Source organism: Intrasporangium sp. (assembly GCF_036566125.1).
Taxonomy (GTDB): domain Bacteria; phylum Actinomycetota; class Actinomycetes; order Actinomycetales; family Dermatophilaceae; genus Intrasporangium.
Map to the genome: position 1 here is coordinate 1 of NZ_DATCWX010000299.1, position 2,501 is coordinate 2,501.

The window sequence follows — 2,501 nt, forward strand, 5'->3', positions numbered from 1 at the left end:
TCCTGTGGCGAACGAGGCAGTGGTGGTACTCCATCGTCCCCGCCATCGCCATCTCGATCCAGGCGACGGTCTTCGTCATCGCGGCGTGGGTCGTCGCGCGCCCGCGACCAGAAGTCCCGAAGCTGGACCCGGCACCACCGACGTCGAGCTACCCGAGCGGTCACGTCGGCGCGGCGACGGCCCTCTACCTGACGTTCGCCTTCATGGCGCAGCGGATCGAGCGGACCTGGTTGCGCCGGCTCGTCACCATCGTGTGCCTCCTCGTGCCGCTCCTCGTCTCCTACGCGCGGCTCTACCGAGGCATGCACCACCTGACCGACGTCCTGGTCGGCGTGGTCAATGGTGTTGTCTGCGCCCTGCTGGCTTGGTACTGGCTGCGGCGTCGGAGCGACGTGAGCAGCCCTCAGACGCGAGCCATCTTCGCGCGGACGAACGAGTAGATCGCGAAGGCGATGAAGCCCAGGGCCACGAGCGTCACGAGCCACTGTCCGGCCGGGGCCTCGAGCAGGGTCTTCAGGGCTCCGTCGAGGCCGGTGGACTCCTTGGGGTCGTTCTGTGCGGCGGCGATGCCGAAGAGGCCGCCGACGACGATGAGGGCGACGCCCTTGGCGATGTAGCCGAAGCGGGCAAGCTTCTCGACCGCCTCGCCCGGGTGCTCCTGGAGGTCGGCGAGGAACTTCCGCTTCCAGCCCTTGTTGATGTGGTAGATGCCGACGGCGATGATGACCAGGCCGACGAGGACGACGAGGCCAGTCCCGAACGGCCGGCCCATCAGGGTGGACGTGAAGTCGGACGTCTGCTGCTTGCTCGACGAGCCGCTCCCGCGGGCGAACGCGAACGCCAGCCAGGTCAGGACGAGGTAGGTGACGCCCTTGGCGAGGTACTTCAGCCGGTCCTTCGCCTCACCGCGGCTGAGCAGGGCCTGGAGGAGGTGCCACAGCCCGAGGCCGAGCCAGCCGATGACGGCGATCCAGAGCAGAATCCGCCCGAACGTGTTCGACCCGAGGGCACCGAGCGCCCCTGACTGGTCAGCGCTCTGAGAAGTGCCGAGACCCCACGCGAGCGACAGGGCGATCCAGCCGATGAGCAAATGGAGCACGCCGTTCACGGCGTATCCCACCCGAGCCGCCATCAGGAGCGCATCCTGGTTCTCTGCTCGCCGGGCCACGTCTCTGACCTCGCCCGTGTTCATGTTCGCCATCACAACGTCCTTTCGCTGGTGTCTGCCCTCCCCTTACCCGCAACGCGGCTCGACCTCGTCTCTTGGGGTAGTTCAGCCACGCCGGGCATGGGCACCCTGTCACGAGCCCCGCGCGCAAATCACTGGACATCAAGCTGACTTGAGATTGTTGGCTGCCCACATGCGAGCGATCAGACTTCACGAGTTCGGTCCGGCAGGGAACCTCAGGCCTGAGGACCTGCCGGACCTCACGCCCGAGCCGGGACAGGTACGCATCGCGGTCCAGGCGAGCGGTGTGCACCTCCTCGACACGACCTTGCGCTGGGGGAAGCCCGGCCCGATGCCTCAGCCTGAGCTGCCGACGATCCCTGGCCGGGAGGTGGCCGGGGTCGTCGACGCCATCGGATCGGAGGTACCACCCGAATGGCTTGGCCGCCGCGTCGTCGCCCACCTCGGCATGGTCCCGGGCGGCTACGCATCGCAGGCGCTCACCGATCCCGGGAAGCTCTTCGCCCTGCCGGACCGCGTCGAGGTCGCGGACGCCGTCGCGGCCGTCGGCACCGGTCGGACCGCCATGGGCGTCCTCGAGAGCGAGCCGGTCGGGCCCACCGACACGGTGCTCATCCCCTCGGCGGCGGGAGGTCTGGGCTGGCTGCTGGCCCAGGGTGCGAGAGATGCCGGCGCGGCCGTCGTCGCGTTGGCTGGCAGCCGCGAGAAGGTCGAGCGGCTCAGCACGCTCGGTCTGTCGTACGCCGAGGACTACAGCCAGGACGGCTGGGACGAGCGAGTCCGTGACGCGGTCGGCGAGCCCAGCGTGGTGTATGACGGGGTGGGTGGCGACGTCGGGCGGCGGGCGCTCGAGCTGCTCGGGCCGGGTGGTCGGCTCGTCATGTTCGGCTACTCGTCGGGCGAGCCGACCGGCTTCACGACAGCGGACGTCATCGATCGGGGGCTCACCGTGTCGTGGTCCCTCGGTGCGCGGATGCTTGCACTGCCGGGTGGGATCCCGGGCCTTGCGAGACGGGCCCTCGAGCGGGTGGCCGGGGGACGCTGGGCACCGCTTGTGACGACGTACCCGCTCGACGAGGCGGCCCGGGCCCACTCCGACCTCGAGTCGCGCCGGACCATGGGCAAGGTCGTGCTGCTGCCCTGATTCTTGCGGTGGACGGCGCTCCGAGCGGCTGAGGTCTCAGCCGCCGAGCCGCCCGAAGCCCGTGACCGTGAGGACGGCGGCGCCGACCTCGTCGCTCGCGGCGAGGTCGATCCCGGCGGTGATGCCCCAGTCGAGGTCGCCGTCCGGGTCGACGACGACCTGGCGCAG

4 protein-coding genes are annotated in these 2,501 nt (G+C 69.7%); 2 read left to right on the forward strand and 2 right to left on the reverse strand.

Features of this window, described 5'->3' with window-relative positions; all coding sequences use genetic code 11:
- The coding region (locus VIR15_RS17895; RefSeq protein WP_331930225.1) for a phosphatase PAP2 family protein at nucleotides 1-440 on the forward strand (440 nt) is incomplete at its 5' end.
- Here VIR15_RS17895 and VIR15_RS17900 read toward each other — a convergent pair.
- Nucleotides 404-1,201 carry a DUF1206 domain-containing protein gene (locus tag VIR15_RS17900; RefSeq protein WP_331930226.1) on the reverse strand — a complete coding sequence of 266 codons (798 nt, stop codon included), beginning with the start codon at nucleotides 1,199-1,201 and terminating at the stop codon, nucleotides 404-406. The genes VIR15_RS17895 and VIR15_RS17900 overlap by 37 nt on opposite strands.
- Before the next feature lie 160 nt (nucleotides 1,202-1,361).
- Here VIR15_RS17900 and VIR15_RS17905 point away from each other — a divergent pair, with 160 nt between their 5' ends.
- Nucleotides 1,362-2,333 (forward strand): zinc-binding dehydrogenase, encoded by a 972-nt coding sequence (locus tag VIR15_RS17905; protein WP_331930228.1) that lies wholly within the window; start codon nucleotides 1,362-1,364, stop codon nucleotides 2,331-2,333.
- Nucleotides 2,334-2,369: 36 nt separating this feature from the next.
- Here the strand turns inward: VIR15_RS17905 and VIR15_RS17910 are convergent, their stop codons facing one another.
- Nucleotides 2,370-2,501 carry a DUF3516 domain-containing protein gene (locus tag VIR15_RS17910; protein ID WP_331930230.1) on the reverse strand — a complete coding sequence of 44 codons (132 nt, stop codon included), beginning with the start codon at nucleotides 2,499-2,501 and terminating at the stop codon, nucleotides 2,370-2,372.

What these genes read in the sequence shown, in the direction of transcription:
- VIR15_RS17900 (WP_331930226.1), bottom strand. Translation starts at nt 1,201, where the DNA reads ATGGCGAACATGAACACGGGCGAGGTCAGAGACGTGGCCCGGCGAGCA.
- VIR15_RS17905 (WP_331930228.1), top strand. Translation starts at nt 1,362, where the DNA reads ATGCGAGCGATCAGACTTCACGAGTTCGGTCCGGCAGGGAACCTCAGG.